Source organism: Bradyrhizobium zhengyangense (assembly GCF_022012555.1).
GTDB lineage: Bacteria > Pseudomonadota > Alphaproteobacteria > Rhizobiales > Xanthobacteraceae > Bradyrhizobium > Bradyrhizobium zhengyangense.
The window spans coordinates 113,201-137,376 of record NZ_JAKLTZ010000004.1; the positions used below are offsets into that span (position 1 = coordinate 113,201).

22 protein-coding genes are annotated in these 24,176 nt (G+C 64.3%); 5 read left to right on the forward strand and 17 right to left on the reverse strand.

Annotated features, from left to right (window positions below; all coding sequences use genetic code 11):
• On the forward strand, positions 1-765 hold a 765-nt coding region (locus L6639_RS16050), incomplete at its 5' end, for a CARDB domain-containing protein (protein WP_237862680.1).
• A 123-nt stretch (positions 766-888) separates the two neighbouring features.
• Here L6639_RS16050 and L6639_RS16055 read toward each other — a convergent pair.
• The 6 genes from L6639_RS16055 to L6639_RS16080 form a co-directional block, all read right to left on the reverse strand.
• The gene (locus L6639_RS16055) at positions 889-1,590 is read right to left on the reverse strand and encodes a GntR family transcriptional regulator (RefSeq protein WP_237862681.1); all 702 of its coding nucleotides are present in this window, start codon (positions 1,588-1,590) and stop codon (positions 889-891) included.
• 96 nt (positions 1,591-1,686) lie between these two features.
• On the reverse strand, positions 1,687-2,430 hold the full coding sequence (locus L6639_RS16060; protein ID WP_237862682.1) for an aspartate/glutamate racemase family protein: 744 nt from the start codon (positions 2,428-2,430) through the stop codon (positions 1,687-1,689).
• A gap of 9 nt (positions 2,431-2,439) precedes the next feature.
• A complete protein-coding gene (locus tag L6639_RS16065) occupies positions 2,440-3,705 on the reverse strand; it encodes an NAD(P)/FAD-dependent oxidoreductase (protein WP_237862683.1) in 1,266 nt (421 codons plus the stop codon).
• A gap of 3 nt (positions 3,706-3,708) precedes the next feature.
• The gene (locus L6639_RS16070) at positions 3,709-5,370 is read right to left on the reverse strand and encodes a thiamine pyrophosphate-binding protein (protein WP_237862684.1); all 1,662 of its coding nucleotides are present in this window, start codon (positions 5,368-5,370) and stop codon (positions 3,709-3,711) included.
• Positions 5,371-5,482: 112 nt separating this feature from the next.
• Positions 5,483-5,836, reverse strand: coding sequence for a RidA family protein (locus L6639_RS16075; protein ID WP_237862685.1), 354 nt, complete (start codon positions 5,834-5,836; stop codon positions 5,483-5,485).
• 9 nt (positions 5,837-5,845) lie between these two features.
• Entirely contained in the window at positions 5,846-6,763 is a 918-nt protein-coding gene (locus tag L6639_RS16080; RefSeq protein WP_237862686.1) for an NAD(P)-dependent oxidoreductase, read from the reverse strand.
• Between the two features lie 218 nt (positions 6,764-6,981).
• Here L6639_RS16080 and L6639_RS16085 point away from each other — a divergent pair, with 218 nt between their 5' ends.
• Together L6639_RS16085 and L6639_RS16090 are read left to right on the forward strand one after the other, a co-directional pair.
• Entirely contained in the window at positions 6,982-7,818 is an 837-nt protein-coding gene (locus tag L6639_RS16085; RefSeq protein WP_237862687.1) for a transporter substrate-binding domain-containing protein, read from the forward strand.
• A gap of 243 nt (positions 7,819-8,061) precedes the next feature.
• Positions 8,062-9,363, forward strand: coding sequence for an MFS transporter (locus L6639_RS16090; RefSeq protein WP_237862688.1), 1,302 nt, complete (start codon positions 8,062-8,064; stop codon positions 9,361-9,363).
• A gap of 11 nt (positions 9,364-9,374) precedes the next feature.
• On the opposite strand, the gene L6639_RS16095 is transcribed toward L6639_RS16090, so the two are convergent.
• The 5 genes from L6639_RS16095 to L6639_RS16115 form a co-directional block, all read right to left on the reverse strand.
• Positions 9,375-9,533 carry a hypothetical protein gene (locus L6639_RS16095; RefSeq protein WP_200469582.1) on the reverse strand — a complete coding sequence of 53 codons (159 nt, stop codon included), beginning with the start codon at positions 9,531-9,533 and terminating at the stop codon, positions 9,375-9,377.
• A gap of 80 nt (positions 9,534-9,613) precedes the next feature.
• On the reverse strand, positions 9,614-11,377 hold the full coding sequence (locus tag L6639_RS16100) for a cytochrome b5 domain-containing protein (protein ID WP_237862689.1): 1,764 nt from the start codon (positions 11,375-11,377) through the stop codon (positions 9,614-9,616).
• Between the two features lie 150 nt (positions 11,378-11,527).
• Positions 11,528-13,186, reverse strand: a complete 1,659-nt coding sequence (locus tag L6639_RS16105) for a carboxylesterase/lipase family protein (RefSeq protein WP_237862690.1) — start codon at positions 13,184-13,186, stop codon at positions 11,528-11,530.
• Positions 13,183-14,679, reverse strand: a complete 1,497-nt coding sequence (locus L6639_RS16110; RefSeq protein WP_237862691.1) for a carboxylesterase/lipase family protein — start codon at positions 14,677-14,679, stop codon at positions 13,183-13,185. Before L6639_RS16110 ends, L6639_RS16105 begins: the two co-directional genes overlap by 4 nt.
• Before the next feature lie 22 nt (positions 14,680-14,701).
• Positions 14,702-16,039: an MFS transporter gene (locus L6639_RS16115; protein WP_237862692.1), complete on the reverse strand. Its 1,338-nt coding sequence runs from the start codon at positions 16,037-16,039 to the stop codon at positions 14,702-14,704.
• Positions 16,040-16,247: 208 nt separating this feature from the next.
• On the opposite strand from L6639_RS16115, the gene L6639_RS16120 reads away from it, so the two are divergent.
• Positions 16,248-16,895: a TetR/AcrR family transcriptional regulator gene (locus L6639_RS16120; RefSeq protein ID WP_237862693.1), complete on the forward strand. Its 648-nt coding sequence runs from the start codon at positions 16,248-16,250 to the stop codon at positions 16,893-16,895.
• Positions 16,896-17,071: 176 nt separating this feature from the next.
• Here the strand turns inward: L6639_RS16120 and L6639_RS16125 are convergent, their stop codons facing one another.
• The 6 genes from L6639_RS16125 to L6639_RS16150 all read right to left on the reverse strand — a co-directional run bounded on the left by L6639_RS16125 (position 17,072) and on the right by L6639_RS16150 (position 22,951).
• The gene (locus L6639_RS16125; protein WP_237862694.1) at positions 17,072-17,857 is read right to left on the reverse strand and encodes an ABC transporter permease; all 786 of its coding nucleotides are present in this window, start codon (positions 17,855-17,857) and stop codon (positions 17,072-17,074) included.
• Complete coding sequence (locus L6639_RS16130; RefSeq protein ID WP_237863331.1) at positions 17,854-18,666, reverse strand: ABC transporter permease; 813 nt, start codon at positions 18,664-18,666, stop codon at positions 17,854-17,856. The genes L6639_RS16125 and L6639_RS16130 overlap by 4 nt, the downstream gene beginning before the upstream one ends.
• A gap of 69 nt (positions 18,667-18,735) precedes the next feature.
• The gene (locus tag L6639_RS16135) at positions 18,736-19,782 is read right to left on the reverse strand and encodes an ABC transporter substrate-binding protein (RefSeq protein ID WP_237862695.1); all 1,047 of its coding nucleotides are present in this window, start codon (positions 19,780-19,782) and stop codon (positions 18,736-18,738) included.
• Between the two features lie 22 nt (positions 19,783-19,804).
• Positions 19,805-21,112, reverse strand: coding sequence for an NAD(P)/FAD-dependent oxidoreductase (locus L6639_RS16140; RefSeq protein WP_237862696.1), 1,308 nt, complete (start codon positions 21,110-21,112; stop codon positions 19,805-19,807).
• A gap of 15 nt (positions 21,113-21,127) precedes the next feature.
• On the reverse strand, positions 21,128-21,841 hold the full coding sequence (locus tag L6639_RS16145) for an HAD family hydrolase (protein WP_237862697.1): 714 nt from the start codon (positions 21,839-21,841) through the stop codon (positions 21,128-21,130).
• Between the two features lie 30 nt (positions 21,842-21,871).
• Positions 21,872-22,951 (reverse strand): ABC transporter ATP-binding protein, encoded by a 1,080-nt coding sequence (locus tag L6639_RS16150; protein WP_237862698.1) that lies wholly within the window; start codon positions 22,949-22,951, stop codon positions 21,872-21,874.
• Between the two features lie 210 nt (positions 22,952-23,161).
• On the opposite strand from L6639_RS16150, the gene L6639_RS16155 reads away from it, so the two are divergent.
• Positions 23,162-24,100, forward strand: a complete 939-nt coding sequence (locus L6639_RS16155) for a LysR family transcriptional regulator (protein ID WP_237862699.1) — start codon at positions 23,162-23,164, stop codon at positions 24,098-24,100.
• The last annotated feature ends 76 nt before the right edge of the window (positions 24,101-24,176 follow it).

The following is a 24,176-nucleotide window of genomic DNA, read 5'->3' on the forward strand; positions in this document are numbered from 1 at the left end:
ACCTCCGATACACTGCTGACGACGGTCAGCTCCGGCGCACTGACCAGCGTCGGCCTGACCGGCTACTACGACCATCAAACCCTGTCGGTCACGCTCCCGGGCAACCTCGCGCCTGGCACCTACTATCTCGGTGGCATCGCCGACTACAACAACCAGGTCAGCGAGAGCAACGAAACCAACAACACCTACAATACCGTCAAGATCACGGTTAGCGCGCCGGTATCAATCACTCTTAACGATGACAATCTATGGAGCTCTGGCGCTCTCAACGTGGTCAACACGTTCACAAGCAATGGGGGCACCCTGACTTACTACGGTCCGATCACTGCGAGCGGATTCAGTATCACCAACGTTAATCGGACAGACTTTGCCGTGACGTCTCTCGACAAAACTTTTGCCGACAATTTCAACTATTTTTTCCACGAGACGCACACCCTCACTGTACCAGCGGGCGGGAGCGTTCCGACGGCAGATACTCTGCTTATTCAAGGTCAGAACGGTGGATTGTTCTCAGCGCAATCAATCGACCTGGATACTCTCTTCGCAGCAGCTGGGCAAATCGCAACCTTCACCGGTGTCAAAGCCGACAACAGCACGGTCACACAAACGTTTTCTCTTGATGGCGGTCAGGGGATGCAGAGTTTCCGTTTCGATACGACTTTTGTGGGCCTCAAATCCCTCCAGTTCGCACCAAGCATGAACGAGTATTTTGATAACTTGGTGCTTACACCCCCGCTCCTACAGAGCGACTATCACCTGGCATAGCGGGTGCTTGGAATAGTGGCTGCGATTAGCAAGCGCCGTCTCCATCGGGCGCTTCGCGCCACCTTCTCCCGCATCCGCCTTCGCCAAGGCTTCGGCGGACATGAGGGGAGAAGGGAAGAGAACTCAATTCGTCGCCAATCTCGCCGCCGCCGGCATATAGATCTGCGCGTAGCCTTCCTTGATCGCGGAGGTGATGCGATCGAGACGGCGGTCGATGTGCTTCTCCAGCACCGAGACGCAAACCGCCTCATCGCGCGCCTTCAGGCCCTCGATCACCGCGCGGTGTTCGGCCTGGGTGTTGGAACGGTTGATGCTGTCCATGTCGATCCAGCGCACGAAGCGGATACGCGCGTTGACATTACGCAGCACGCGCAGCATCTCGGCATTGTTCGACATCGCCATCAGCCGCTCGTGGAAGGTCTCGTCCAGCTCGACGAGCTCCACCGACGTGCGGTCGCCAGGATCGGGGCCGGTGGCTTCGAGGAATTTCAGCAGCGCGTCGATATCCTCATCCTTGGCGCGCTTGATGGCGAGGCGGACGGAAGCGACCTCAATCGACTTGCGCAGCTCATAGAGGTCGAAGATCTCGTGGGCGTCGAGCTCGCGGCAGAAGAAGCCCTTGCCCGGGGTAAAGCGCAGAAAACCTTCGGTGTTGAGACGGTTGAGCGCTTCGCGCAGCGGCGTGCGGCTGACGCCCAGGCGTTTGGCCAGTTCGCCCTCGTTGAGCCGTTCGCCTGGCTTGAACTCATAGCTCACGGCCATCGCCTTGAGCTGTTCATAGACGCGATCGACGATACTGTCAGAGGCCAGTTCCACGTTGCTCATCATCAACTGCATTCATGCCCGAACACAGCCCAATATACCGGGGCTGCCAGCGCGATTGCAATGCAAACAACAGCGGAGGTTGTGCGAGCCGTGGAATCAGCTGAAGGCGCGCGGGCGCAGTCCAGCATGAAACCAGGTGATCATGGAATAGATGTCGTAGACCGGCAACCCGACTTCGGCCTGCAACGCCGCCGCGTAAGGCGGCATGTTGGTGCATTCGAGCACGATGGCGCCGACGTCGGGGTTCTTAGCAACAAGCTCCTTGCCCGCCTCGACCACGTCACGTTCGGCCTGGGCCACATCCATGTCGTCCTTCTCAGCCTTGATCAGGACACGGAAGAATTCCTTGCCGTGCTCGGTGCCGACCAGCGGCGTATCGAGCGGCACGCCGGCGCCTTCGAGATGGGCCGGCGTCAGGGTCGACCCTGATACCGTGACGAGGCCGACGCGCTTGCCGGGCGGCAGGGTCGCCTGCACCCACGGCACCTGCATCAGCGACGAGGTCGCGACGGGCACGCCGACCGCCGCCGCGATCTCCTTCTGGAACAGCGAGAGGAAGCCGCAATTGGTGGTGATGGCTTCGGCCCCGAGCCGCACCAGGTCCTTCGCCGCATCGATGAAATCAGGCAGCAGCCCCGCCGCGCCCTTCAGCACCACCTTCTCGGGCGACGCCCCACTCACCACGCGATAGAGCACGGGGAATGGCCAGGTCGTGCCGTTGCCCATGTCGCCGGGGATGCGCGGAAAGCGTGCTTCCAGCATCAAAATTCCGAGCGGCGCGCCATAGATGGCCTTGCCGCCGCGGGCGATGCGCGAGGGTGAGTTGGCAGGATAGGTCATGGTGCGATCTCAGAGGAAGCGATTGGGCGAAAACGGCGCAAGCGGAATTTCGGGCGGCTTGCCGCTCAGAAGCTGGGCGACGAGACGGCCGGTGCGAGCCGAACCGACCAGGCCGACATGACCATGGCCGAAGGCATAGACGATATCGCGCGAGGCGCGAGAGTAGCCAATGCAGGGACGTCCGTCCGGCATGCTAGGGCGATGGCCGAACCACATCTTGATGCGCGAGGCCGGAATGTCCCGCGGCAGTTTCGGGAACATGCTGAGAAGATGGTCGCGCAAAATTTCGGCGCGCTGCCAGTTCGGCGCGGCCTCAAGGCCAGCGATCTCGACCGTGCCGGCGGCGCGCAAGCCCTTATTGGTCCAGTTCGCCACCATCTTGGCGTCGGAAGCCATCATCGAACTGCGCGGACCTGACTCCGGGTTCTCGATCATGACGTGATAGCCACGCTCGGTTTCAAGCGGAAGGGAATCGCCCACCGATGCGGTCAGCCGTTTCGAATGCGCGCCGGCCGCAACGACGGCGGCATCGCAAGCGATCTCGCCGGTTTCAGTGACGACCGCGACAAGCTTGTTGCCGGAAAGCTTGAGACCGGTCGCCTTGGCATGAACCAGCCTGGCCCCGCTCGCCAGCGCGTGCTGAGCAAGCGCTGCGACATAGGCGCCGGGATCGCGGCAGCGCCCGGCCTCTTCCACCACCACGCCAAAGGTGTAGCGCGGATGCAGATCCGGCTCGCGCTGACGCATCTCGTCGGCGTTCAGCTCCATCCATTCGACGCCGACCTTCTTGCGCAGCCGCCAGCCGAGATCGCTGTCGAAATTGCCGCGCGAGGGAAATACATGCATCACGCCGTTGCGCTCGACCAGCTCGGGCACGCCGGCTTCTTCCGCGAGCTTCCGGTGCAAGAGCGGCGCGTCCTTCAACAGATCGCGCAGCGCGAACGCCGTCGTCTCGACCCGCGCCTCGGTCCAGCCGGAGAGCAGGTACTTGATCAGCCAGGGCAGTGCCCTTGGCAAATACGACCAGCGGATCGCGAGCGGGCCGAGCGGATCCATCAGATAACCCGGCACCTTCTTCCAGACGCCGGGCTCGGCCGGCGGGATCACCGAATGCGACGAGAGCCAGCCGGCATTGCCGTAGCTCGCCGCCTGCTCGCCACCGGGCTCGCCCGCGTCGATCAGCGTGACGCGATGCCCCTCGCGCAGCGCCTCGATGGCGCTGATCACGCCGACCGCACCGGCTCCGATGATGGCGACGTGGCGGCCCTGCGACATCGCTTACGCCTTCACCGCCGGGGTGAAATCCTTGCCGACCGAGATCGCGCGGGGATCGATGATGCAATGGAGGATCGACGGCTTGCCCGAGGCGAGCGCCCGCTCGAATGCCGGCGCGAACTCCTCAGTGCGCTCGACGCGCTCGCCATGGCCGCCGAACGCCTTTGCGTACATTGCGAAGTCGGGGTTTTTCAGCTGAGTGCCGACCACGCGGCCGGGATAGTCGCGCTCCTGATGCATGCGGATGGTGCCGTATTGCGAGTTATCGACGACGATCACGACGAGCGGCGCGTCATACTGCACGGCGGTCGCGAACTCCTGGCCGTTCATCAGGAAGCAGCCGTCACCAGCAAACGCGACGACGACACGGTCGGGATATTGCCGCTTGGCTAGCACGCCGGCCGGCACGCCGTAGCCCATCGAGCCCGAGGTCGGCGCGAGCTGCGAGGCAAAGCTGTGGAAGCGGTGATGGCGATGGATCCAGCCGGCATAATTGCCGGCGCCGTTGCAGACGATCGCGTCCTTGGGCAGGCGATCACGCAGCCAGGTCATGACCTGGCCGTACTGGAACGTGCCCGGCAGCTCGCGCGCCTTGTCGGTCCAGGCGAGGTAATCGGCATGCGCCTTGGCCGCTTCGCCCTTCCAGGCAACGGCACCAACGGGCTTCAGGGTCTCCACAGCAGCCGCGAACGCAGCCGGCGTCGCCTGGATCGCAAGCTCCGGCTGATAGATGCGGCCGAGCTCTTCGGCGCCCGGATGAATATGGATCAGCTTCTGCTTCGGCGAGGGAATGTCGAGCAGCGTGTAGGACGAGGACGGCATCTCCGACATGCGGCCGCCGATCAGCAGAATGACATCGGCGTTGTCGATGCGCGCCTTCAGGCTCGGGCTTGGCCCGATGCCGAGGTCGCCGGCATAATGCGAATGGTCGGCGTCGATCAGCGAGGCGCGACGGAACGAGGTCGCGACCGGCAGGTCGAAGCGTTCGGCAAAGCGCGCGATGCTCTTGGTGGCCTCATCGGTCCAGCGCGAGCCGCCGAGGATGACCAGCGGCGCCCTGGCGCTCGCAAGCAGCGCACCGACGCGCTCGAGATCAGCAGGCGCCGGCCAGCTCACCGCCGGCTCGATGCGCATGGCATCCGCAACGGCGGCGGTCTCGGTCAGCATGTTCTCCGGCAGTGCGATGACCACCGGACCGGGGCGGCCCTGCATGGCGACGCGGAAGGCGCGCGCGACCAGCTCGGGGATGCGGTCGGGACGATCGATCTCGACGGCCCATTTCGCCATCGAGCCGAACACCGCCTTGTAGTCGAGCTCCTGGAACGCCTCGCGTTCGCGCATGCCGGTATCGACCTGGCCGACGAACAGGATCATCGGCGTGGAGTCCTGCATCGCGATGTGGACACCGTGGCTGGCATTGGTGGCGCCGGGACCGCGGGTGACGAAGCAGACGCCCGGGCGTCCGGTGAGCTTGCCGTAAGCTTCCGCCATCATCGCGGCGCCGCCTTCGGCACGGCAGATCACGACGTCGATTGGGCTGTCATGCAGCGCATCGAGCGCCGCCAGATAGCTCTCGCCCGGCACACAGGTGACGCGCTCGACGCCCTGCGCGACCAGCTGGTCGATCAGGATCTGGCCCCCGGTGCGGGTGTTTCTGATGGTCATGACAGCTCCCTGCAGGCGTTAGCGAATGCGCTTTTGTTCCGGGGTGGCGTAGGACAGGCGGACATCAGGTGCAAGGCCGATGCCGACAGTGCAGAGGCCATCGGTGCGCATGTCAGCGCCGCGCCGCGATTGCGATCACCTCGATGCGATAAGCAGGGTCGGCGAGCTCGACCTTGCCGCAAGCACGGCACGGCGTGTTGCCTGGCACGACCCAGGCATCATAGACCGCGTTCATCGCATCGAAATCGTCCATGGTTTTCAGCCAGACCTGCACGCTGAGCAGGCGCGACTTGTCGGTGCCGGCACGCGCCAGCATGTCGTCGACTTTTGCCAATGCTTCGCGGGTCTGCAGGGTGATGTCAGCGGTCTTGGTGTCAGCCACCTGGCCTGCGAGGAAAACAAGGTCGCCGTAAACGGAGGCGCGGCTGCGGCGGGTGTTCTGGTCGATGCGGGTGATATCCGACATGGATGTCCTTTACTTGCCGGTGGCGATGATGCGGCGGCAATGATCGAGCGCAGCGCCAATGAGATTGTCGCTCGCCTCGGGCGTGCGGAACGCCGAATGCGCCGACAGCGTCACGTTGGGCAGTTTTGTCAGGGGATGGCCTGATGGCAGCGGCTCGATAGTGAAAACGTCGAGGCCGGCATGGGCGATGTGGCCGGAGCGGAGCGCGTCCAGCATCGCGTCCTCGTCGACGATGGCGCCGCGCGCGGTGTTGATCAGGATACTGCCCTTGCGCATCTGCGCGATGCGTTCGCGCGACAGAAAACCCTTGGTCTCGTCGTTGAGCAGGAGATGCAGCGAGACGACGTGGCTCTCTGCCAGCAGTCTCTCCAGCGAGACGAACTCAACGCCCGGATGCGTCTTCGGCGTCCTGTTCCAGGCGATCACCTTCATGCCGCAGCCGGCCGCCATGCGCGCGGCTTCCGCGGCGATACCGCCGAAGCCGATCAGGCCGAGCGTCTTGCCGGTGAGCTGGACTGCATCGCGCCGCAGCCAGTTGCCCTCGCGCATGCCGCGGTCCATCTCGCCAAAGCTTTTGGCCGACGCCCACATCAGCGCGATCGCGCACTCGGCCACCGCCGTATCGCCGTAGCCCTTGATGGTGTGGACGGCGATGCCGCGCTCGCTAAGCTCTTCCGGATTCATGTAGCTGCGCGCGCCGGTGCCCAGGAAGACCACGTGCTTCAGCGCCTTGCATTTCTTGGCGATCGCTGATGGCACCGCCGTGTGGTCGACGATCATGATCTCGGCGTCGCCGAGCAGGCCGGGGAGATCCTCGGGCGCGATGGAGGGGTTGCTGACGATGCTGACCGGCAGCTTCGCGGCACCCAGCAGCCTCTCGGTGACCGCGGCCAGGGTGTCGTTGGCATCGACGAAAACAGCACGCACGGACTTCCTCCTCTTAATTCCAAGCACCCGCCGGCCGGTCCACTATCCGGCCCGGCTTCACGGAATTTTCTCTCGCTTTGCCAAAGGATTAAGCTCTAACCTGCCTCATCGCTCAAATCCCCGGCAAAGCTGCAATACCATATTGCATTATGAGCTGAATACAGAAATAGTCCACCAGCCGGAGCCGATGGATCCCCATTCCTCAGGGAGTACTGACGATGAACCGCAGGGACGCACTCACCACCGTGGCACTGGCGGGCGCCGCAATGGCCGCGACCGCGCCAGTCAAGGCCGATACCGCGCCGACCTCCACGCTCGATCGCATCAAGAAGAGCGGCGTGCTCCGCATCGCGGTGATCGCCGGCCAGGATCCCTATTTCCACAAGGACCTCGCCACCAATCAATGGTCGGGCGCCTGCATCGACATGGCGAACGACATCGCTGGCAAGCTGGGCGCCAAGGTCGAGATGCTGGAATCGACCTGGGGCAACCAGATCCTCGATTTGCAAGCCGACAAGGTCGACCTCGCCTTCGCCGTGAACCCGACGCCCGAGCGTTCGCTCGTCATCGACTTCTCGACGCCGATCCTGGTGCACTCCTTCACCGTCATCACCAAGAAGGGCTTTGCCAAGCCGCAGACCTGGTCCGAGCTGAACAAGCCCGAGGTCAAGATCGCCGTCGACATCGGCTCGACGCACGAGACCATCGCGCGCCGTTACTGCCCGAAGGCTGATATTCTCGGCTTCAAGACCCGCGACGAGGCGATCCTGGCGGTGTCGACCGGCCGCGCCGACTGCAACATCTCGCTGGCGGTGCTGTCGATCTTCACACTGAAGAAGAATCCGACGCTCGGCGAACTCGCGATCCCGCGGCCGATCCTGACGCTGCCGACCAATCTCGGCATCCGCGCCGAGGCCGACCGCCGCTACAAGGATTTCCTCAGCGCCTGGGCCGACTACAACCGTTCGCTGGGCCAGACCCGTGAATGGCTGCTGAAGGCCTATCAAACCGTCGGCCTCAGTGCCGACGACATCCCGGGCGAAGTGCAGTTCTGATCGTCATTTTGGTCTTGGACGTCTCCAGCCGTGCAACAAGCCGCTGGAGACGTTTTGAGTCGATGTCACGAGACAGATTGACGCGGATGCCCTGAGCAAACCGGGACGCTGATATGCGCGCGCCTTACGTGGGCCTTCCGGTGTTGACGCTGACACATGCGCGTTTAAGTAGGTGAGACAAAGACTGCAGGGATGGCGACGTTTGCTGGGCTGGTTCCCGTTGCCGTCACCTAAGCAGGACACATGACGACCTCGCCTCACGCGACCTCACCTCGCAATTCAGCGCCCCCTCATCTCGCCATCGTCCTGTTCTCGCTCGCAATGGGCGGCTTTGCGATCGGGACCACCGAATTCGCATCGATGAGCCTGTTGCCGTTCTTCGCGGCCGACCTTCATATCGACGAGCCCACGGCCGGACACGCGATCAGCGCCTATGCGCTCGGCGTGGTGCTCGGCGCGCCGCTGATCGCGGTGCTCGGCGCGAAGTTCGCGCGGCGCACGCAGCTCTTGGCGCTTATGGCCGTGTTCGCGCTCGGCAACGCCCTCACCGCGCTGGCGCCCGGCTTTGGTTCGATGGTCGCGGCCCGCTTCCTTTCGGGCCTGCCCCACGGCGCCTATTTCGGCATCGCCGCGCTGGTTGCCGCTTCGCTCGTTCCGCAACATCGCCGCTCGCAGGTGGTTGGACAGGTGATGCTGGGCCTGACCGTCGCCACCATCATCGGCGTGCCCCTGGCCAATCTGATCGGCCAGGCCGTCGGCTGGCGCGCGAGCTTTGGCCTCGTGTCGGTGCTGGCCCTGCTCACGGTTCTGCTCTGTGCGCTGTTCGCACCACGCGACCAGGCCGGCCGGTCGGACCCGCTGCGCGAGCTCGGCGCGCTCAAAAGCCGCCGTGTCTGGACGACGCTCGCGATCAGCGCCATCGGCTTCGGTGGCATGTTCGCCGTCTACACCTATCTGGCGACGACATTGATCGAGGTCACCAAGGTCAGCACCGAGGTCATTCCGTTCTTCCTGGCGATCTTCGGCATCGGCGCCACGCTCGGCAATTTGTTCGTGCCGCGCTTCGCCGACCGCGCCTTGATGCCGACGGCGGGCTGCATCCTGGTGTTTGCCACCATGGCGCTGCTGGCGTTTCCGCTTGTCGCCGGCAATCCCTGGCTGCTCGCGATCGACATTTTCGCGATCGGCGCCAGCGTTGCGCTCGGTGCTGTCCTGCAGACGCGGCTGATGGATGTTGCCGGAGACGCGCAGGCGCTCGCCGCCGCGCTCAACCATTCGGCGTTCAACACAGCCAATGCGCTCGGCCCGTTCCTCGGCGGCCTCGCCATTCGTCATGGGCTCGGCTGGACTTCGACGGGTCCCGTCGGCGCGGGGCTGGCAGTCCTCGGCTTGCTGATCTGGTTCGTCGCCTGGCGCGACAACGGCCCTGCGCCGGTCGAACAAGTCTCAGGCAGCGACGCCGCGCCACGCGAGGCAGCTCCGCTGAAGCAGGCGCCGCCGCTGGCGCCGCGCGAGCGAAGCCGTCCCAAGGAGCCGGTGGCCTGATTGCAACCCGCTCAGAACAGAGCGGCGTTGAGAGCCTGCCCGTAGATCATCGCGGCGACGAGCGAGACCAGGAGGCCCGCGCCCGAGAAGATCACGAGGATCTTCAGAGTTTCGACGTCGACATTGGTTCCCGTCGCGCGGGATATTGCTCTTGCCAGTGCAGCAATCATCGCCAGCTCCGAAGTCGGCCGCGTGGACACGGGGCCTGACTTCATCTAGCGCAGATTGGCGAGGCCGCCTGTGAAGCAGATTACAGGTGTTTTTGGCGATCGACCGGAACCTCAATGAGATCGCCGACGCGGAAGTAAGCCATGTGCGCGACCGCTTCGGCACTGTGGTAGTCCCCAAATTCCGCCGTGGCTTCCTTGCCGGCATACATTCGGGCAATTCCGGCGCCGCCGGGGTGATGGGGTGCCCACTCGGTAATGTCATAAACTTTCCCCGAGATGATGACCCAGCAATCGTCTCGGGTGTTGTGCCTGGCGACCTCTTCGCGCGTGACGCGGCGCGGAGCGCTGGCGGGAGAAGCTGGCTTCCATAGCGCGCCGGTCACCGTGGCGTAGTTGGTCTTGGCGGCGCGGCGGAAATCCCACGGCCCCAATCTCTTGTAAGGCAGCTCAGTGCCGATATTGCGGGCATCGTAGGCGTAGATCCAGGAATCGTCCTCGCCGCCTCGCTTGTCGTGAGCAAACGCCGGGCTCACCCGCTCGTCCAGCTTCTCGAGCAGCGCCTTCTGCTCGGCGGTGTCCTTTGCTCGCAGATGATCGAAGGCGAATTTGGAGCCGAGTTGGAAGCGGGTGGCGCGGTAATGCCGCACGCGCTCGTAATGCAACAACGCTGTCGCGACATCGCCCTTGTGCAGCGTGAAGGCGCTGGCGAGCGCAGCCGCGTCCTCAAAGGATTGCGCAGCGCCCTGGCCGAAAGTTGGAAGCATTGGGTGCGCCGCATCGCCGAGAAGACAGATACGGCCCTGGACCCAGGTTTCGAGGGCATCGCGATCGTAGAGGCCCCACTTGGTCGGGCGAACGATCGCCCCTGCAAGAGCGAGCAGGTCCTCGCGACTGGGGCTCCCCTCGAATGCCTCGCCCACCTCGCGAAGGATCTCTTCCCGACCGACGGGAAACCAGTCGCCCTCCTCTCGCTCGAACGCGGCCGAGTCGGGCTCGTAGCGGGCGATCCACACGTTCAACAACTCACCGCCGCGCACCCAATATGTCGTTGCCCCGCTCCTGTCATTGCGGTGGCGGTCCATGCTGAAAGAGTCGATCGGATTGTGGTCCAGCGCGCTGCCATCGGCCTTGCGGAGCGAGGCGACGACGGCTCGCGGAATGAGGCCACGAAAGCAGGTCACCTCGGTCCAGCGCTTGGGACGCGGGTTCGGCCACGCCAGTTGCAGCGTGCCGGAGTTGATGCCGTCCGCACCGACCAGGACCTCTCCGGTCGCGGTTTGGCCGTTCGAAAACGTCGCCGTGACCTCGCCGTCGGTCTGACGCAACTCGGTGAGCCGACAATCCATGTGCACAGTGATCGGGCACGGTGCCCCGCTATCCGGGCCGAATTCGAACACGCGCTTGTAGAGGCACATCAACAAGTCCAGCCTGTGCATGTGATGAAACCCGGCGCCGTCGCCCGCAGCGGTAACGTGATCGAACGGCCGCTTTGTCACGCTGCCATCCGCGTTGAACTGCCGTGTGGATTCCAGAATAGCCGCCCGGCCGCCGTCGATCGCCCCATCGGGGCCCCTGGGATCTCCCCCATCGAGGTCGACGCCCAGCCAACGGCATATCCGGGCCCCGTTGGGTGGAATGTTCAACCCGGCACCCGCGGTGCTCGGCACTTTCGTTTGCTCATAGACATGGATCGACGCGAACACGCCGGATTGTCGCAGTGCCAATGCCGACATCAACCCGCCCATCCCCGCACCGACGATGACAGCGCGCATCCTGTCTCCCTTCCGGGTTAAGCGACGCACCGATGTCCTGCCTCTCGGCGAGGGCAACGCGGATGCCGTCAAAACAGACGAGCAAGACTAGCCGCGAGCGAACCGGCGATAAAGCGGCTTCTCGCGTCGGCAGCGTATGCGCGCGCTGCACAATTGCGAAGGGTCAAATCCGGCTGGACGTCCGTCTCGGGGGACATCCTCCAGGGATCTGTGAGCCCCGCGCTAGTCGCGCGAAATCCGCGGCGTCGACGGCGTGACGTTGCCGGGCGTGTGGAACTCGAGCCGCGCCCGGTTCTCTTCGCGCACGCCCGAGATGTCGCCGAACTCGACATAGGTTTGCGCGTCCTGCTTCCATTGCGGCCATGGCGTTGCCGGCGTCGCGGGATTGCCTGATCGCGCGAAGGTCACGAGCGTATCCATCATGCGCTCGGACAACGCACGATCGAACTCGGTCCAGTTCCGCGTGGTGCGGAATTTGTTGAAGGCGTCCAGCGTTCCGAACCAGTAGGGCACGTCAGAGGTGTGATAGGCGCCGATCCTCTGCGGGCTGTCGAAGAATTCGACACCCGGCGCGAAGGGATGCACGCGCGAGAACATGTACATGTAGAACGGCGCCTTTCCGGTCCTCGCCTGGGCCTCGGCCCAGTTGCGCGTACCGATCTCGACCAAGCCCTCGCGCGCGGCGAGCAGGCCCATGGCCTTCGCCTCGGCGTCCGTCTTGGCGGGATAGAGCGCGAGGAAACGATCGGCCTGATCGCCGTAGAGTTTTTTCGCAGCGGCGACGTAGGCCTCGAGCGTGCCGGCAGTGCGAAGGTCGTTCGAGCTCTCGTCGCTCGTGAAGCCTGCGACGGTCGCCACATCGTTCTGCTTGCCGGCCGCAAAGATGTTCGGGACGGTGTCAGGCAGCACGTAGCCGTCAATATCGAGCGGAACCGAGATCGTTCCGGCGCAGCCGAGCTGGCAATCCTTCTGGACCGCCAGGATCTTGTCAGCCTGGATCAGCCGCATCTCGGCCAGCGAGGACGCGCCGAGCGCCGACTGCACCTCGAGACCGATTTTCTCCGCGGCAGGAAGCGCCGGGAATTTAAACCTGACGTCGAACATGCTCAGACTCATCGCGAAGCCGCGATTGAACAAGCCCTTGGCCAGCGGGCTTGCCTCCAGCGCCGACACCGACATCGCGCCGGCCGACTGGCCGGTGATGGTGACGTTGTCAGGGTCGCCGCCGAACTGCGCGATGTTACGCTTGACCCATTGCAACGCCGCGACCTGGTCCATCAGGCCGTAATTGCCGGACGCGTGATTTTGCGATTCCGCTGTGAGTTCCGGATGGGCAAGATTACCCAGGATGCCGACGCGATAATTGAAGCTGACGAAGATCGTGCCCTTCTTCGCAACGTTCTCGCCGTCATACATCGCCATGCCGCTGGAGCCGAGCGTGAAACCGCCGCCGTAGATCCAGACCACCACTGGCAGCTTGGCGCCGGGCTTGGCATCCGCGCTCGCCCAGATGTTCAGATAAAGGCAGTTCTCGCTGGTCGCTTCCTCGCCGAAATAATGATTGAGATTGTGCCGGCGAAGCACCTGGATGCATTCCGGTGCCAGCCGGTCGGCATGATAGACGCCCTTCCACGCCTCGACCTTCTGCGGCGCGCGCCACCGGAGATCGCCGAGCGGCGGCGCGGCAAAGGGAATGCCGAAATAGGCCTTTACATTCGACGGCAGCACCTTGCCGGACACGGCGCCGCTGTCGATGCTGACGGGGTCGCCGGGAACGGGCGTCGCGACGATCTGCGCGGCGATGGGCGAAGCCACCAATATTGTCAGGAGCGAAGCGATCGAGATCGCGGACCACGGAGCGTTCTTGTTCAAAATGCTCATACGGCCTCCCTGATGTTCTTTTTATCGTTGTCGCCATTGCTCAGTTCCGCCCACAGGCGGGAGCGCACGCCTTCGTTGAGGGGAATAATATGAAACGGCTGGCCGAAAATGGCGAGCGGCTCCTTGCTCAGCTCGAACCGTGGCCAGGCTTCCGCGACATCGGGCTGGCCCGACGTCACGAAGCGCAGCAGGCTGGTTTGAAAGCGCGCCGCGACGTCTATATCGGCAGGTGTCATCGAGCCGCCCTTGCGCTTCAGGATCGGGCGGTCGATGAACTCAGGCAGATGCGCCCAGAGGCAGGCATTGTCGGCGCCATGCGTCGGTCCTTGCGACAGGAACGGCTCCAGCGCCGGGCGATGGTCGAACCGGCTGAGCCACACCATGCCGCCGGCGGCCGCGTGGCTCCGCGCGAGATCGGCCATCGGGCGATGCCAGAACGCGTCCGATAGCAACGCCTCGTACGGATCTTCATCGGGACGCGCCGAGCCGCGATAGCAGGCCAGCAACCGTTCCCAGCCGGCATCACTGAGCGCGACACGCACGTTTCGCTCGGTGATGCGGATCATCGCGGCCGGCGGCGTGCTCTTCAGGAACATCACCATCTCGTCGCGGCAGGAGCCGAGCCAGAGCGGAATGTCGCGCAAGGCGCCCCTGGCAAAGACATCGCGCGGCTCGCGAGGAATCGCGAGGCCATCGAGCACCGGACCGAACACGGTGCCGGAATCAGTTTCCTCCGCGATGCTGCGGCCGACGCGTTCCACGGCTGCGAAGAGTTTTGGCAGCGGCACGGATTCGATCGCACGCGGGTCTTGCTCGAGCTCGAGCGCGGCCAGCACGCGGCGCGCGACGATGTCGGCATGGTCGGCGCTCATGATGTTGCGGCCGGGCGCGCTCAGCGCCAGCGCGCGGGCGAACTTGCCCTTGGCCTGCGGCAGCGTCGCCAGCGCGATCACCATGGAGGCACCGGCGGATTGGCCCGACAGCGTCACATTGTCAGGATCGCCGCCGAAATTGGCGATGTTGGCGTGGACCCAATCGAGCGCAGCGAGTGAATCCGAGATCGCAAGATTGTTGGCCTCGGGCAATCCGTGACGATGCAGTTGCAGGAAGCCGAGCGGGCCGAGCCGATAATTGATGGTGACGATGACGGCCGGGCCGTGCGCGGCGAGGAAGCTGCCGTCATAATCAGCGCCGCCGCCGGTGACGAAGGCGCCGCCATGGATGAAGAACAGCACTGGCAGCGGGCGATCGGCGCCGACAGGTGTCCAGATATTGAGGCTGAGACAGGATTGCTCCGGCTGATCGAGATGTCCGGGCTGCGGCGCGTAGGGGCCGTAGTCGGTGCAACGGCGCGGCTCCGTCCAAACAATCGGCGGCGTCGCCTTGGCGAAGCGCCGCGCGATTGCGAACGGCACGCCCTTGAAAGCACGGACGTGGCCCTGCTCGGCCCCGATAACAGGGCCGAGCGCGGTGGGAACAGCGTTGGTCAACATCGATCTCTGTCCCGTCATGCGCTCACGCGCGCCGCCTGCCGAGATCGGCGATGTCGACCTTGTGGGTCTCGCGCGCGGTTGATGCGGCCGCGGCCGAAGCAACGCAGCAGCCCGCGACGAAGATCGCAACCGGGATCCAGCCGTTCGGGCCTTCGCCGACGAGACTCGCGCTCACCAGCGGCGTGAAGCCCGCGGCGAGGAAGCCGAGCTGGGTGCCGATCGCCGTGCCGGAATAGCGCACGCGCGCTTCGAACATCTCCGCATAGAACGACGGCCAGATCGCGTTCGGCGCGGAATAGATGATGTAGAGGCCGATCGCGGCGGCGAAGATCGCAGGCGTGCTGCCTGACGTCACCAGCATGAAGTAAGGGAACAGCAGCACGGCGCAGCCGAGCACGCCGCCGATGAACACCGGCTTGCGGCCGATCCTGTCGGCGAGCAACGCCCAGAGCGGTTGCGCGAACAGCGCCACGACATTGCCGAGCACGCCGGCCCACAGCATGGTCGGACGCGCGACGCCGAACTTGCTGGTGGCATAGCCGAGCGTAAACACCGCGGTCATGGTGCTGACGGTCGCGATCAGCGCGCAGACGATGACGCGCAGCACATCGGGCCAGTAGTCACGCAGCAGCGCGACGACGGGAAAGCGCGCCACTTGCGCCTTGTCCTTGATCTCCTCGAACACGGGCGTTTCCGGCATGGTCCGGCGCACGAGGTAAGCGACCAGCAGCACCAGCGCCGAGAGCAGGAACGGAATGCGCCAGCCCCAGCTCAGCAGCTGATCTTCCGGCATGCTGGCGACGGGAATGAACACCAGCGTCGCCAGGATCGCGCCGGCCTGGGTGCCGCTCAAGGTCCAGCTCGTGAAGAAGGCGCGGTTGGAATTGGCGGAATGCTCCAGCGTCAGCGAGTTCGCCCCGCTCTGCTCGCCGGCCGCCGACAGGCCCTGCAACAGGCGCAGCAACGTCAGGATGATGGGCGCGGCGTTGCCGATCGTCTTGGCGTCGGGCAACAGGCCGATCGCCAGCGTCGAGAAGCCCATCACCACCAGCGTGAACAACAGCACCGTCTTGCGGCCGATGCGGTCGCCGAAATGACCGAGGATGACGGCGCCGATCGGACGCGCGATATAGCCGATGCCGAACGACAGCAGCGCGAGCAGAGTCCCGGTCGACGGATCGACATTGGCGAAGAACACTTTTGGGAAGATCAGCGCCGCCGCTGTGCCGTAGATGAAGAAGTCGTAGTATTCGAGCATGCTGCCGACGAAGCTGACCAGCGCGGCGCGCTTCGGCAGCTTGTTTTGCGAAACGCCCGCGCTATCCGGCGCGTGCAGCGATGCAGTTGAGGTCAAGCTCATCAATCGTCCTCCCCGTGTGGCGGTCGCGGCTCGCGTCGTGCCCGTCCGGCCTTGCGCGCGTTTTTGCTTTTGGTTGCCGCAACCTTGGTTTCGATCCATAATGTACGAACTAGTACGTTTATGCAAGATCACATCGAAAAACGTCGGATTGGGCGAAATTTGCCTTCACCTTCAAGGTGATCCATAGAAACGGGCGGGAGAAACAGTGATGCTCAAGCGCATGCCGGCCCCATCCAAGCGCACCAACGACCCCGAGCGCACCAAGCGCGACATCCTCGAAGTGGCGATGGCCGAATTCGCCTCGGAGGGCTATTCCGGCGCCCGCGTCGATGCGATCGCGGCGCGGACGCGCACGTCCAAGCGCATGATCTATTATTATTTCGGCGGCAAGGAGCAGCTCTACCTTGCGGTGCTGGAAGAAGCCTATCGCAGCATCCGCGCGCTGGAGGACCAGCTCGATATCGAAAGCTGCGACGCGCGCGAGGGCCTGCGCCGGCTGATCGAGGCGACCTTCGACCACGACGAGCGCAATCCGAATTTCATCCGCCTCGTCTCGATCGAGAACATCCACCACGGCAAGCATCTGAAGCAGAATTTGCAGCTGCGCCAGCTCAACGCCAGCGTGATCGCGACCCTCGATAGCATCCTCAAGCGCGGACGCGCCGAGGGCGCCTTCCGCGACGACGTCGACGCGATTGATCTGCATCTGGCCATCTCCTCCTATTGCTTCTTCCGCGTCGCCAACCGGCATACGTTCGGTGCGCTGTTCGACCGCGATTTGAGCGAGCCCAAGGTGCTGGCGAGGAGCAGGAGCCAGATCGTGGAGATGATTTTGGCGTGGCTGGAGAAGAAGTGAGCGCTTTGCAAAGACCTACGCGTTGAGACGCTGGTCGCCACACAATCTATGTCATGCCCCGGCTTGACCGGGGCATCCAGTACGCCGCGGCCGCTCGGTTCGACTACAACTGTCTCTGGAATACTGGATCGCCCGCCTTCGCGGGCGATGACACCGAGAATGGAGCACCAGCCCCCTCACCCACTCCTCTTCTGCCGCGCACTCGCCGCGAGCACCAGCAGGAACGACACCGCCGTCATCAGTGTCGAGATCGCCGCGATCGTGGGATCGATCTCGTCGCGGAGCGCGGTGAACATGCGCTTGGTCAGCGGCTGGTATTGGCCACCGGAGATGAACAGGGCGACGATGGTCTCATCCATCGCCGAGATGAAGGCGAAGATGCCCCCCGCAACCACGCTGGACTTGATCTGCGGCAGCGTCACCGCGAAGAAGCTGCGCAGCCGGTTCATGCCGAGGCTGCGCGCCACCATCTCCTGCGCGGGATCGAAGCTTTGCATACCCGCGAGCACCGAGATGACGACGTAAGGCAAGCCCAGCATCACGTTGGCCAGCACGAGGCCGGGCATGGTCGCGACCAGGCCGACCTTGGCATAGACGAAGAAGATGCCGATCGCGGTGATGACAACAGGCACCACCAGCGGCAGCAGCAATGCCATGTGGATGATCCGCATGATGCGCAATTTCGACTGGCTGATGGCGTAGGCAGCGGCGACACCGCACGGCGTTGCGATCACCACGGTGAACAGCGCCACCGTCAGCGTCACGCGCGTCGCCTGCATCCAGGCGGGATTCGAGAAATACTGCTGGTACCAGCGCGTCGAGAACGACGGCGGCGGGAAGGTCAGGAAGCGGGCGCTGGAGAACGAGATCGGCGCGATGATCAGCACAGGCAGGATCAGATAGAGCAGCACCAGCGCGCTGATCACATAGAGGGCAATCCGGGCGGGCGAGATGCGTGTCATTTCTGCCCCAACACGCGATCGAGCGAGATGAACCGGCTGACGACGAAGAAGATCGCGAGCACGCCGAGGAGCAGAACCACCGCAACCGCGCTCGCCGCCCCGAACTGGTTGTAGAGCTCGACATTGCGGCTCACCAGCATCGACACCATCACGGTGCGGCCGCCGCCCAGCAATTCCGGCGTGATGTAGAAGCCGAGGCAGAGCACGAACACCATGGTGCAGCCGGCGAGCACGCCGGGCAGCGACAGCGGCAGGAACACGCGGAAGAATGTCAGCGACGGACTCGCGCCCAGGCTGGCGCCAGCCTGCATGAGATCGCCCGGGATCTTCTGCATGGTGGCGTAGAGCGGCAGCACCATGAATGGCAGCAGGATGTGCACGGTTGCGACCACCGTGCCGAACGTGTTGTGGACCAGCGCCATCGGCTCGGAGATCACGTCGAGATAGCGCAGGAATTGGTTGATCACGCCGGTGCGCTGGAGCAGCGCCAGCCACGCATAGGCCCGCACCAGCACTGAGGTCCAGAACGGCAGCACCACCAGCGACAGGATCAGGATGCTCCAGCCCTTCGGCACCGAATTGGCCAGATAGGCTACGGGATAGCCCAGCAGCAGTGCGATCACCGTCACTGCGAGGCTGATCTCGAAGGTCAGCGCGAAGCTGCGCCAGTAGATGTCCTCGGTGAAGACGCGGCGATAATTCTCCAGGGTAAAACCATCATGGTAGATCGACTGCCAGGCCAGCCAGCCGACCGGCAGCACGATCAGAGCCAGGATCACCAGCAGCGCGGGCGACACCAGCGCGAGCATCAGGCCGTGTTCGCGGCGCTGATGCTTTTGCGATGGATCTGGCACGGAAGTCGCCAAGGCTGACCTCGCCTACTTCTGCATGAACGACGCCCAGCGCTTCTCGGCAGCTTCACCCGCGGGCGAGGACCACCAGGCGTAGGACATCAACGCCTGCTTCGCCGCATTGGCCGGTTCGCTCGGCAATTGCGCGGCGCGCTCGGGCTTGATCACGTTGGTCTCGAACGCCTTGGGATTGCCCGGACCATAATCGATTTGCAGCGGCAGATTGGCCTGGTGTACGGGATCGACGGCCTCGTTGAGGAACTTGACGGCAGTGTCGAGGTTCGGCGCGCCCTTGAGGATGCAGAGCGAGGTGCTCTGCAAAATGCCCTGGTTGTAGGTGAAGGCGACCTTGGCGCCTTCCTTGGCGACGGCGCTGACGCGGCCATTCCAGGCCATCTCCATGTCGACCTCGCCGTCATTGAGCAGCTGCGCCGACTGCGCGCCAGAGGTCCACCACACCGTGATGGCAGGCTTGATTTCCTCCAGCTTCTTGAAGGCGCGGTCGACATCGAGCGGATAGAGCTTGTCGGGCGCAACACCGTCGGCCATCAGGGCCGCCTCCAGCGTCGCGAAGGGATGGTTGCGCAGTGCACGGCGGCCCGGGAATTTCTTCACGTCCCAGAAATCGGCCCAGCTGTTCGGGGCGTCCTTCGGAAACGTCTTCTGGCTGTAGGACAGTACGCTGGAATAGAACTCATAGGAGACCGAATAGGGACTGCGATAGGACTCCGGCATCGCCCCGCCGTTTGGAATCTTCGAGAAGTCGAGCTTCTCGATCAGCCCCTGCTCGCCGCCACGCAGGCAGTTGCCGGTCGGAGTATCGACGACGTCCCAGATCGGCTTGCCGCTGCCGACCTGGGTCTTGATCGCGGGCCAGGCGTCGGGAATGGAATCCTGGTTGATGGTGATGCCGAGCTTCTTGGCAGAGGGATCGAGGATCGCCACCGTCTGCGCCTCTTGATAGGCGCCGCCTTGCGAGACGAAGGTGATCTGCTCGGCCGCGCTTGCCGAAGTGACCAATCCGATTGCGCTCAACAACGCACACCCAAATCCAAAACTCTGCTTCGTCATCATCCTCGCCTCCTTCAAAGTGATCTCACCGACCGATCGCATCGAGAAATTGGTACCAGCCGGCGACCATGCGCACGGCGGGCTCGCGCAGCGGATAGAACGGAATGGCCTTCATGCGGCTGACGTCGAGCAGTCCGACGTCGGGCGTCTCGCCGCGTGCGAAGGCGGCGAGATAGCGGCCCATCAGGCTCGACATCGCAACGCCCGCACCGTTGTAGCCCATCGAGACCAGCGTGCGATCGTCGATCCGGCCGATATGCGGCACCGAGTCCAGCGTCATCGCGACGAGGCCCGACCATTTGTATTCGAGCGGAACGTCGGCCAAATCAGGGAAGATGCCGACCATCGCCCTGCGCAGCGCGTCGAAGGCGGCTTGCGAGTCCTGCTTGCCGAAGGCGCCACGGCCGCCAAAGATGACGCGATTGTCGACCATGCGGAACCAGCGCATCATGCGCTTGGTCTCAGTGTAGGTGCGTCCCGTCGGCATCAGTTGCCCCGCGAGATTGCGCGGCAACTGCTCGGTCGCAATGAGGGCGCTGCGGAACGGGATCAGCGTGCGCTGGAGTTGCCCAGTCGCGCCGGTGAGATCGGAATAGCTGTTGGTGGCGATGATCGCCTGCCTGGCGCGCACCGCGCCTTGTGACGTTTCGGCAACGATGCCGTCGCCATCGCGCCTGAGCCTGATCACCGGCGATTCCTGGAAGATGGGAACGCCGCGGCGCGCCACGCCGTCGGCGAGACCGCGCAGGTAATTCAGCGGATGGATGCCGCCCGAGCCGGGATTGAGCACGCCGCCCACGAAGATGTCGGAGCCGGTCTCCTCGCGCACGCCGTGCTTGTCGAGGATACGGACCTCGGCCGAGCCCATCTCGCGCGTCATCCAGATGGCTTCGTCGATCGCAGCCTTCAGCGTCGTCTCGTTATGCGCGGCCTTGACCTGGCCGGTGCGGGTCAGGTTGGCACTGGCAATGCCGTATTCAGAGACCAGCTCTTCGACCATGTCGGTCGATTCATGCGCGATCTCGTACATGCGCCTGGCCATGGCGCGGCCATGCGCGGCGTCGATCTCGCGGAACGACAGGCGAAACTTTGCGGTGATCACACCGCCGTTGCGGCCACTCGCGCCCCAGCCCGGCCTGACGGCCTCAAGCACAACAGGCGCGAGCCCGCTCTTGGCGATGTGGTGCGCGGCGGAGAGGCCCGTATAGCCCGCGCCGATGATCACCACATCCGCCTTGTGCTCGCCGGACAGCACCGGAAAGGCGCGCGCCGGCTCCGCTGTGGCTTCCCACAACGAGTTGGCCGATGGCAATGCGCGCCAGTCCCGTGTCATGCCGGCACTCATCCCTTACGCCGGCCCGATGGCGGCGTCAGCCAACGCCTTCAACGTCGGAAAGTGGAAGTCCGGCTTGGTCAGCGTTTCGACCGCGGGCGTACCGCCGAAACCAGCGATGCCCTGGCGGCGCTCGATCCAGCACACCTTGTAGCCGAGTTTCCGCGCGATCCCGATGTCGTGGTACTGGCTCTGCGCCACGTGCAGGATGTCGGACTGCTTGTAGCCGAAAGCCGACTGCCGTCCCTTGTTATAGGCGAAGAATTCCGGGTTCGGCTTTGCCACGCCGGTGTCGTCGGCGCAGACGGTGTCGTCGAAGGGATTGCCGAGCGCATGCGCGTAAGCTGACAGCGCAACGCGGTCGGCATTGGTCATCGCCACCAGGCGGAATTTCGTGCGCAGGCGCTTCAGCGCCTCGACCGAATCCGAGAACGGCCGCCAGCGCAGCACCGAGAGCTGGAACATTTCGCAGGACGCATCATCCGCCGGCAGCCCGAGCTCGGTGGCGAGATGGCGATAGACGTGGAACATGACTTCGCTGGAGCGCTCGTAATGCTTGTCGCGGCCGCGCTTGTATGGCTCGAAGATCTGCTCGTCGCCAAGCTCGGCGGGGGTCTTGCCCGAGATCTTGCGCACCGCGTTGAGCACGCCGGTCTCGAAATCGATCAAGGTGCCGACGACGTCGAAGGTGAGAACCTTGAAATTGCTGAACGCGGCTTGGGTCGACATGTGCTTCTTCTCTCAGGTTGCAACAAGGCTTCAGTCCACCCGGGGCACGACGATGGTGTCCTCGGGGTGGAGAGTGACGGTGAGGCTGCCGCCGAGCGGCGGAATGCGGCCATAGGCCTGGTGATAGCTGGGCTGGCGCAGGCTGAGCGCGATCCCGTCGGCGAGCGCCAGGAAGATGCGCAGGCTCTCGCCCTGATAGACGATGTCGGTGACCGTTCCGGTCAGCCGGTTGCAGGCGGCATCCTGTGCGCCGTCGTCGATCAGCAGCTTTTCGCTGTGTACGGCGAGCATCAGTGCGTCGCCATTGGGAATGGCGCGGGCACTGCGCAGCAGCGCGTTGCCGAGCGCGACACTGACCGCATCGACGCGGCGTACCGGCAGCATCGTCGCTTCGCCGATGAAACTGGCGACGAAGGAATCGGCGGGGTGGTCGTGCAGGCGCGCCGGCTCGTCGATCTGGATCAGCCTTCCGTCCTTCATCACGGCGACGCGGTCGCTCATGGTCAGCGCCTCGCGCTGGTCATGGGTGACGTAGATGATGGTCGCGCCGATGCGCTTGTGCAGCGTGCGCAGCTCGATCTGCATGGTCTCGCGCAGCTGCTTGTCGAGCGCCGAGAGCGGCTCGTCCATCAGGATCAGGCGCGGCTCGAAGATCATGGCGCGCGCCAGGGCCACGCGCTGGCGCTGGCCGCCGGAGAGCTGCGCGATGCCGCGTTCCTCGTAGCCGCCAAGGCCGACCATGCTGAGCGCCGCGCGCACCTTGTCAGGCCAGCTCGCTTTCGGCAGGCGGCGTGCGCGCAGGGGGAAGGCGACGTTCTCGCCGACGCTCATATGCGGGAACAGCGCGTAGTTCTGGAACACCACGCCGATGTCGCGCTTGTGCGGCGCCATGTAGGTGACGTCGCGGCCACCGAAGAGAATCGTGCCCGAGGTCGGCAGTATGAAGCCGCCCAAGATTCCGAGCAGCGTGGTCTTGCCGGAACCGGAGGGACCGAGCAGCGAGACGAACTCGCCGGCGCCGACATCGAGGGACACATCGTCGAGGGCGCGAACGGCACCATAGGCCTTGCTGGCCGACCTGATCTCGACGCTTTCCGCTCGTTTGTCCAACGATCGACCTCGCGCAATCCCGCAATGGCGTGCCTCACTGCACGCCATAAGCCTGCTTTATAGACAGGGTTTTGGAGCATTCGGAGGCGCGGCGTGCACCGCACCAAATCTGCTCTCACAGGCCCTGTGTTTAGGCTGTCAGGTCAATGACACCAGACTTGCGAAAATCCGGCAATTGCCAAATTCTCACGCGCCTCATAACATGACGTTATGCCTGAGCTCCGCCGCATGCTGCCCTCCAGCAACGCCCTGTTCGTCTTCGACGCGGCGGCGCGCAATGGCAGCTTCACGGCTGCCGCCGCCGAATTGAACGTGACGCAGCCGGCGGTGAGCCGCATGCTCGGGCAATTCGAGGAGCATCTCGGGGTCCGCCTGTTCGACCGCAAAGCGGGCCGCGCGGTGCTCACCGAGGAAGGCGAATTACTCTATCGCCGCGTGCTCGAAGGCTTTCGCAGCATCGAGACCGGGCTCACCGAGATCGAGCGGCGCCGCAAGGGCACCGAGACGGTGACGCTGTCGGTCTCCTCCGCCTTCACCACGCATTGGCTGATGCCGCGCATCGACAAGCTGCAGAAGCAGTTTCCAGAGGTCGATCTGCGCTTCCAGCTCATCTCCGGCGCGCTGCGCGGCGCGGTCGAGAATGTCGATCTCGGCATGCGCTTTCGCGATCGCGACGAGCCGTCCTCAGGCGGCATGCTGGTGATGAAGGAGGTGATGCTGCCGATGTGCAGCCCTGCCTATCTCGGCGAGACCGATCCCGCCGAAGGCAACACCATCATTCGCCTCGCCGAGACGCCGGGCGACTGGGCCGCGGATTACGCATCGCTGCTCACCGGACGCCGCGGCGCGGCCAAGGGGCTGAGCTTCACCGACTATGCCGTCGTGGTGCAGGCCGCCCTGCTCGGCCAGGGCATCGCGCTCGGCTGGCTCACGGTCGCCTCGCACTGGCTTTTGACCGGCGCGCTGGTGCCGGCCTCCGACAGGCTCACCACCACGCGCCGCATCTGCGAATTCCTGCCGCCGCGCAACCGCCCGATGCGCCCCATCGCCGCCGAGATCCGCGACTGGATCATCGACCAGATGCACAGCGAGATCGCGGCGATCGACAAGCTCTATCCCGAGCTCGGCGCGATGGCGGCGTGCTATTGAGAGCAACCGGCTGGTGGTCCGCTCGCGGACCGCAGCGACTTTCTCGCCTGAAGCGCGATGAGATTGGGATGGCCCG